Origin of the sequence: Pseudomonas sp. NFX15 (genome assembly GCF_049132105.1) — a bacterium.
GTDB lineage: Bacteria > Pseudomonadota > Gammaproteobacteria > Pseudomonadales > Pseudomonadaceae > Aquipseudomonas.
On record NZ_JAFMPV010000018.1, the window covers coordinates 113,474 to 121,282 of the forward strand.

7 protein-coding genes are annotated in these 7,809 nt (G+C 60.6%); 4 read left to right on the forward strand and 3 right to left on the reverse strand.

Annotated features, from left to right (window positions below):
* Window positions 1–32: 32 nt before the first annotated feature.
* Window positions 33–1,526 carry a sensor histidine kinase gene (locus J1D76_RS19095; RefSeq protein ID WP_421139848.1) on the forward strand — a complete coding sequence of 498 codons (1,494 nt, stop codon included), beginning with the start codon at window positions 33–35 and terminating at the stop codon, window positions 1,524–1,526.
* On the forward strand, window positions 1,495–2,928 hold the full coding sequence (locus J1D76_RS19100; RefSeq protein ID WP_421139850.1) for a sigma-54-dependent transcriptional regulator: 1,434 nt from the start codon (window positions 1,495–1,497) through the stop codon (window positions 2,926–2,928). The genes J1D76_RS19095 and J1D76_RS19100 overlap by 32 nt, the downstream gene beginning before the upstream one ends.
* A gap of 3 nt (window positions 2,929–2,931) precedes the next feature.
* Here the strand turns inward: J1D76_RS19100 and J1D76_RS19105 are convergent, their stop codons facing one another.
* Together J1D76_RS19105 and J1D76_RS19110 are read right to left on the reverse strand one after the other, a co-directional pair.
* Window positions 2,932–3,312, reverse strand: a complete 381-nt coding sequence (locus J1D76_RS19105) for a hypothetical protein (protein WP_421139851.1) — start codon at window positions 3,310–3,312, stop codon at window positions 2,932–2,934.
* A gap of 201 nt (window positions 3,313–3,513) precedes the next feature.
* Window positions 3,514–4,563, reverse strand: coding sequence for an AraC family transcriptional regulator ligand-binding domain-containing protein (locus J1D76_RS19110; protein WP_421139852.1), 1,050 nt, complete (start codon window positions 4,561–4,563; stop codon window positions 3,514–3,516).
* Between the two features lie 71 nt (window positions 4,564–4,634).
* Between J1D76_RS19110 and J1D76_RS19115 the strand changes: the two genes are divergently transcribed.
* Window positions 4,635–5,549 (forward strand): LysR family transcriptional regulator, encoded by a 915-nt coding sequence (locus J1D76_RS19115; RefSeq protein ID WP_421139854.1) that lies wholly within the window; start codon window positions 4,635–4,637, stop codon window positions 5,547–5,549.
* A 247-nt stretch (window positions 5,550–5,796) separates the two neighbouring features.
* On the opposite strand, the gene J1D76_RS19120 is transcribed toward J1D76_RS19115, so the two are convergent.
* Complete coding sequence (locus J1D76_RS19120; protein WP_421139856.1) at window positions 5,797–6,723, reverse strand: LysR family transcriptional regulator; 927 nt, start codon at window positions 6,721–6,723, stop codon at window positions 5,797–5,799.
* 97 nt (window positions 6,724–6,820) lie between these two features.
* Here J1D76_RS19120 and J1D76_RS19125 point away from each other — a divergent pair, with 97 nt between their 5' ends.
* Complete coding sequence (locus J1D76_RS19125) at window positions 6,821–7,660, forward strand: AraC family transcriptional regulator ligand-binding domain-containing protein (protein WP_421139857.1); 840 nt, start codon at window positions 6,821–6,823, stop codon at window positions 7,658–7,660.
* Window positions 7,661–7,809 lie beyond the last annotated feature (149 nt).

The window sequence follows — 7,809 nt, forward strand, 5'->3', positions numbered from 1 at the left end:
GAAGGCTCAAATAAAAAACCCAGGACTCACCCATGCAGATTCTGGAACAACAAAAAGTACCCGAGCCGGCGACACCGGCCGCACCACGCAAGGGTTGGCGACCGCAATTCAATTTGCTGCGGTGGTTCTCCCTGGCGAGCTTTTTCATCATTGCGGCCGTGGCGTTGGGGCTGGGCTACATCTCCACGCGCTTTGTGGTCGAAGAAAGCATCGAGCGCGACTCGATGCTGACGGCGCAGTTCATCCAGGCCATTGGCACGGCCGAAATCCGCCATGCCGGGATTTCACCGAACCGGACCATGGGCGAAATGCTCGACCCGCGTATGGATCAGGCCTACCCCGATGTCAATCCGGGCACTCGGGCTGCCGCGCGTATTGAGTTTCTGGATCATGTGGAACATCTGCCGGACATTCTTTTGGCTCATGTATACGCACTGGACCGCACCGTTGTCTGGTCTACCAACCCGGAGATAATCGGCACTCGCATTGAGGGTGACGATGAACTGGACGAGTCATTCGAGATGAAATCCCTGGTGTCCACCAGCTACCACGAAATCGATGAGGAGCGCCCGGAGCAGCGCATGCTGCGTGAGCCGGAATACCTGTTCGTCGAAAACTACATCCCGATGTTCAACGCTGACAAAAGCAAAGTGATTGCCATGGTCGAGATCTACAAGGAGCCGGTGGATCTGGTGGAGCGCATCCAGCGCGGCTTCAAGGCGATCTGGCTGGCGACGCTGATCGGCGGGGCGGTGATTTACCTGGGATTGTTCTGGATCGTACGGCGCGCGGCGATGCTGTTGCAGAGCCAGCAGAAACAACTGATCGCCAACGAAACCTTCGTGGCGTTGGGCGAGATGTCGTCGGCGGTCGCCCACAGCCTGCGCAACCCGTTGGCGAACATCCGTTCCAGCGCCGAACTGGCCCAGGAAATTGCCAGCCAAAGCTCGCAAAAGAACATTGGTGACATCATCAACCAGGTCGACCGCATGTCGCGCTGGGTACGTGAGCTGCTGGTGTCGCTGCGACCGATGAATGACGACTTTGAAAGCGTCGACCTCGTGCTGGCCCTCGATGACACCTTGAGTGCCTTTGAACCCTTGATCAAACGATCAAACGTCGAAGTGGTTTTTACCCCCAAAAGCGAGCCACCGGTCGTCAGCCAACAGGTGCTGCTCACGCAAATACTCAATAGCCTGTTTGCCAATGCCCTGGAAGCGATGCCCAAAGGCGGCGTGCTGACGATCGAGGTCGATTCGTCGGTACCCGGCTACGTGAGCATGGTCCTTGCCGACACGGGCAAGGGCATGTCCAAACAGCAGCAGCAAATGGTCTTCAAGCCGTTTTTCACCACCAAACAAGGCGGGTTGGGCGTCGGCCTGGCCCTGGTCAAAAGAATAATGGAGCGGTTTGAAGGCTCGGTCGAACTGACCAGCCAGGAGCAGGAAGGAACCCGCGTTTGTCTCAATTTCAAAGTGGCAACGGGAGGGGAATATGGAGCACAGCATTCTGCTGGTCGAGGATGACGAAATCCTTGCCGAGAACATTCAAACCTATCTGGAGCGCAAGGACTTCGAGGTGACCGTCTGCCACTCGGCCGAAGACGCCCTGGAGCAATTGGGTTCTTTCGTTCCTGACGTGGTACTGACCGACAACTCGTTGCCAGGCATGAGTGGTCACGACCTGATCCAGAAGCTGCGCATCAGCGCGCCGGATCTGAAAGTGATCATGATGACCGGCTACGGCAACGTCGAAGACGCCGTGGTGGCGATGAAAGAGGGCGCGTTCCATTACGTCACCAAGCCGGTGGCCCTGCCGGAACTCAAGCTGTTGCTCGACAAGGCCCTGGCCACCGACCGCATGGAGCGCACGCTGTCGTTTTACCAGGAGCGTGAAGCGCAGAAATCCGGGGTGCAGGCCTTGATTGGCGACTCGGCGCCGATGACCTACCTCAAGGGCACCATCGCCCAGTTACTCGATGCTGAGCGGCGCATGGCCAATAGCGATCTTCCTCCTGTGCTGGTGGAAGGCGAGACCGGCACCGGCAAGGAACTGGTGGCCCGGGCGCTGCACTTCGACGGCCCGCGCAGCAAAGGACCGTTCATTGAATTCAACTGCGCCTCGATCCCCTCCAACCTGGTGGAATCGGAACTGTTCGGCCACGAGAAAGGCGCCTTCACCGACGCCAAGGACCGTCGCCTGGGGCTGGTGGAGGCGGCGGATGGCGGCACACTGTTCCTCGACGAAATCGGTGAAATGGACCTGTTGCTGCAAGCCAAGCTGCTGAAACTGCTGGAGGACCGGACCATTCGCAGGGTCGGCTCGGTGAAAGAGCGCAAGGTCGACTTGCGGGTGATCAGCGCCACCAACTGCAACCTCGAACAAATGGTCCAGCAGGGCAAGTTCCGCCGTGACCTGTTTTTCCGCCTGCGCATCATTTCCATCAAGGTGCCGCGCCTGTATGCCCGGGGCGCCGATATCCTGCTGCTGGCCCGGCACTTTTTGGCGGTGCATGGCAAACGCTACGGCAAGCCGAACCTGCATTTCAGCGACCAGGCCGAAGAATTGCTGCTCAGCTACAGCTGGCCGGGCAACGTGCGCGAATTGCGCAACATGCTCGAACAGACCGTGTTGCTGGCACAAAGCGACACCGTCGCCGCCCATCAATTGAACGTCTGCCTGAGCCTGGTGGATGAACCACCGATGTTTCAGCACGAGCCACAGGCGTTCAACGAACCGCGCCCTTCGTACAACGGCAACGAATCGATGAACCTGCCGGAAGTCGAGCGCGACATGGTGCGCAAGATGCTCGACAAAACCGACTGGAACGTCACCAAATCGGCACGCCTGTTGGGCCTGAGCCGCGACATGTTGCGCTACCGGATCGAAAAACTCGGCCTCGCCCGCCCGGACAAACGCCAGTGGTAAGGCTCACTGCAACACCGGGCCCTGCCGCAGGCAGGACAGCATGCAATCCGGGTTTTCGACTTCCTGGTTCACGTAGACGCCACGCTCCGGATCGTAGGAGCGGATAAACACGCGCACCGTGGCGTCGGCCACGGTCGGCAGGCGCGAGTCGGAAAACACGTGCTCGCCGGACACCGGAATGAAATCCCCCGGTGCAGTCGGGATGTACGAGCCCGGCGGGATGCTGCTCAAGGACGGTGGTACGGGGTGGGAGAACGGCTGGTCGGCGCCGTAATAGTTGAACTCACTGCTGTAGTCCGTGGTGTTGGGCAAGTTGTCGGCGCGAGCGACAGAGGCCGCAGCCAGGCTGAGGGCGAGCAATAGTGTCAGATGGTTTTTTTTCATGGCAACACCTGCGAAATCGGTTAAACCGCATTTCCCCAAGGCCATTAACTATAGCTGCCGCCATGAGCGGTCGTTGGTGCTGGCGTGTTCAGTGGTAGTTGTTTTGCCGCGACACATCGTAAGCAGGCTCACGCTGGATCTAGGAACGGCGCCTGCAGGGAAATAAGCGGATGCAAAACCAAAGGCGACAGTACTCGGCAATCACGTTGTTGTTTGACCATGCCGGCTTCGATACAAACCCGGCGCACACCCCAGCCAGCGCAGGCAGGCCCGGTTGAAACTCTGCACGTCGCTGTAGCCCAGGCGGTCGGAAATCTCTACCAGCTCAAGGTCCGTCGCCTGCAAACAGTCTTCGGCGCGGTAGCGGCGGTACTCGTCGAGCAATTCTGAAAAACTCCAGCCCAAGGCTTTCAGGCGGCGGGCGGCGGTGCGTTCCAGCAAATGCTGGGCGGTGCAGAATTGCTGCCAGTTGGCCTCGGCGAGGTTGGTGACCAGATGGTCGCAGACTTGCTCCAGCAAGGTCGGCTCGCTGTTGCGTCGGGTTTGCTCCAGCAACTCGACCAGCGTTTGTTCAAGATCGTGGTTGCCTGGCGTCAACGGCACGACGAACAACTGCGGATCAAGGCGGATCGACTGATGCGCCTGCTGCCACTGCACCGGGGCGCGCAAGGCGTGCTCATGATCCTGCGGGTGTGCAGTACAAGGCCCGGTCAAGCCGACGCTGAGGACCGGATCGCGCTCCAGGCCACTGGCGAGGAATTTGCGCCGCAGCATGCTGCACAGGCTGATGAGGATGTAATCGATGGTGGCTGCATGGGTTTTCACGCTGCCGCAATCGAGCAGGCGCAGTTCGACGCGGTTATCGCTGCGCTCGATCTGCGCCCGGAAGTGTCCGTTGAAAAACGGAAAGAACCGCACGAAATACTCGCAGGCACTGTCCAGCGAGGCCGCCACGTCGAACAGGTACGTCAGACCGTTGGTGGCGGTGGAGACGAAGCGCCGGCCGGCCGCCAGACCAATCAGCGGGTCGCCGCTTTGCTCCAGGGCAAACGCCCAGAAACGCCGCGACATGAACAGCGGAATGCGCATGAACGGCGTACGCAACTCGAACAGACTGCGATGAAACAGGCCTTCGATGCTTTCCCGCGGCACCCCGCGTGCCAGCAACTCTTCGATGGCCGGCAGCAGGGTCGGTGCGTAGAAGGCGTTGAGTGAAGGTTGGCCGTGAAGTGGCTGATCGCTTTTTGTCATGTAGAGCTCACAGCTTGTTTGCGAACACTGGTTAGGCTGCCCGACGTTAAGCGATTTGCCGGAGCAAGACCATGCTTGATTTACGCCAGCTCGATTTGAACCTGTTGCTTGCCTTCGATGCGATCTACCAGCAGCGCAGCGTCACCCGCGCCGCCGAGGTGATGTGTCTGTCGCAACCGGCCATGAGCAATGCGTTGCGTCGCCTGCGCGAATTGTGCGGCGATCCGCTGTTCATCAAGAGTCGCCTGGGGGTGACGCCGACCCTGGTCGCCCATCGCCTGGCCGACTTTGTGCGTGCCGCGCTGGAGTCGTTGCGCGATGGCTTGCGGATGATTCCCGCCGCACGGCAGAACAACCCGCTGCTGCGTGTCAGTTGCCTGGATTGCCTGCAACCGGTGCTGCTCGATGCCTTGCTCGAATCGCCCCATGCCGATTGGCAGGTGCGTTACTTCCAGCCCCGGCGTCGGGACGCCTTGCAGGACTTGGCGAGCGGCAAGCTGGATATCCTGATCGACCTCGACCAGCCACTGGCCGGGCTCGCCGGCCTGCATAAACAGGCCTTGCCGTCCGACCATTATGTCTTCGCCTATGGGGGTGCGCTGAAGGAGCCGCCGCGTACCTTGCAGGCTTATCTGGAGCAGCCGCAGATTCAGGTGTCGAGCCGCCGTGACGGCCTCAGCCCGGTGGACTTGCAGTTGGGCTTGAAAGGGCTGCGCCGCCATGTGGCGATGAGCACTCAAAGCACCCTGGCCGCGAAACTGATCGCCGATCGCCAGCCCTTCGGCATCAGCTTGCCAAGCCGGGTCGCCAATGTGCTGGGCTTGCAACATGTGCCGCTGCCGCTGGATGAACCGGTGGAATTGAAACTGGCGCTGTACATCGAGTCGCGCTATCGCTTCGAGCGCAGTCGCGAAGAAGCCATGCACTGCCTGCTGCGCGCCCTCGGTGAACCCCGGGCCTTGCAGGCCATGGCAAGGCGTGCCTGACTTGGCCCAAAACCTGTAGGAGCTGGCTTGCCAGCGAAGACGTCCGCCCATTCAACATCGATGTTGACTGACACACCGCTTTCGCTGGCAAGCCAGCTCCTACAAGGTTATCGGTGTTCACGGTATCCGGTCTGGCTTTGATCCCTGTAGGCGCTGGCTTGCCAGCGAAGACGTCAGCCCATTCAACATCGACGTTGACTGACACACCGGATTCGCTGGCAAGCCAGCTCCTACAAGGGGTGTGTTTTCAGGGACGCTGGTTGGACGCCAGCAAGCGCTGGTCCACCGTCAACACCGCATCGACCATCGCCAACGCGGCCGGCGCAAGTGAATGGCCGGCGCGGCTGACAATGCCGTAGTGCAGTTGCAAACCGGGATCGTCCCTGGGCACGTCGGTAAATTCCAGCAAGCGGATCTTGCCCTGATCGACCAGCTCGGCGAGGGCCTCGACAGTGGCGATGCCCACCGCGTCGGAACGCATCACCACGCGGCGGATGGCATCGAATTGCGCGCATTCCACGCTCGGATTGAAGTCTGCCTCGCCTTGCACGTCGGCGAGGATCTTGCGGATCATCGGCGGTATTCGCGTGCCGACCACGGCGTAGTCGAGCAGGGCGCGCAGTTGCAGGTTCTGTTGCTGCGCGAGGGGATGTCCGATACGACAAAAGAACCGCCCGCGCCGGGGGCGCAACAGTTGCACCTGGTATTGCGGGTCGCCGGTAAAGTACCGCGCATCGGCGACGAGGAATTCGATCTGCTGCTCACGCAACCAGACCGCCAATTGCTCCCAGTCGCCCTGATGGAAACTGATGCGGATTGCCGGGTGCGCCTGAATGAATTCTGCCATCGCCTCGGGCACCAGCAACTGCGCCGGGTATGGGCCGCAGCCAAAGCGCAGCTCGCCACCAGTCAGGCCGTTGTATTGCGTCAGTTCGTTGTGCAGGGCCTGGCTGCCGGCGAGCAGGCGGCGGGCATGTTGCAGCACCAGTTCGCCCTGACCGGTCAGGCGCAATTCACGGCTGCTACGCTCCACCAGCGCGCAATCGAGGTCGCGCTCCAGGGTCTGGATGCTGCGACTGAAGGCGGGTTGGCTGAGGTTGATCGCTTCGGCGGCACGGCCGAAGTGGCGGTAATCGGCCAAGGCGACCAAATGGCGCAGCTGTCGTAGATCCATCATGTGTCTCCTGCATTCGGCAGATACTTTTAATGCATTGGATCGATAGCACAGAGGCTGGCATAAGTACACGCCTGTCCTCTTGTCGTAACCCGCCATGACCAGTGAACCCTTCATCTCCAGCGCCTTTACCCGCACCATTCTCAGCCATGCCCGACAGTCCGGATTGTGCCAGGACCAGCTGTTGCATCGCGCCGGCATCTGCTTGTCGCTGCTCGAAGGGCAGGACCTGCAAGTGCCAGGGCATTTGGTCGAGCGCCTGTGGCGTGAATGCGAGCGGGCGGGTGCCGGGGCGTCATTTGGCTGTGAGCTGGTCAATGGCATGGCGACCACGACGCTGCGCGGGTTGAATATTTTGCTGGATTCCGCCGCGACGTTACGCGCCAGCCTTTCGTGTTTTACCGATTTCCTGCCGCGGGTGACCAACTACGTGGTGGCGGAACTGGAGGAGGGTGACGGGCGGGTTCACCTGCATTTGCGCAGTGTGGATCAACTGCCGCATTTTTTCGGCCTGGACGCGGCGACCCTGACGTTGGTGCGCAACATTGCCCGGCGTTTGGGGCGAGCCCCGGCCGAGGTATTTCTCGCGGTGCAGGTGACACCGCCACAGGCGGCCGGGCAGTGGCTGCGCAGTGTCGGCATCGATGTGTACGAAGGCGCCCATCCGTGCCTGAGCCTGCCCGCCACCAGCCTTGATGAACCGCTGCTCGGGGCCAATGCTTTTTTGCACCAGAGCATGTTGCGGCATTGGCAAACGGCTGCGGCGCAACACTCGCGCGGCGACAGCCTGGAACTGGCGCGGCATTGGTTGACGGCGGGCGATCAGCCGATTGAGCGGATTGCCGAGCGGTTGGGGTATCGGCAACCGAGTAATTTCATTCGGGCCTTTCGCAAGCAATTCGGGATTACCCCCAAGCAGTTTCGCCTCGGTTTGTAATGCATCTATGCGGTCATGACCCCCCTGTAATTGGATGGACTCGCCCAAGCCGAGGCGTCAATGCGCCACGGTGGCAGTCTAAACAGCCAACGACAGCGAGGGCGAGTCCATGAAAAATCATAGTTCGATTCATCAATCCGTGTCTTCTT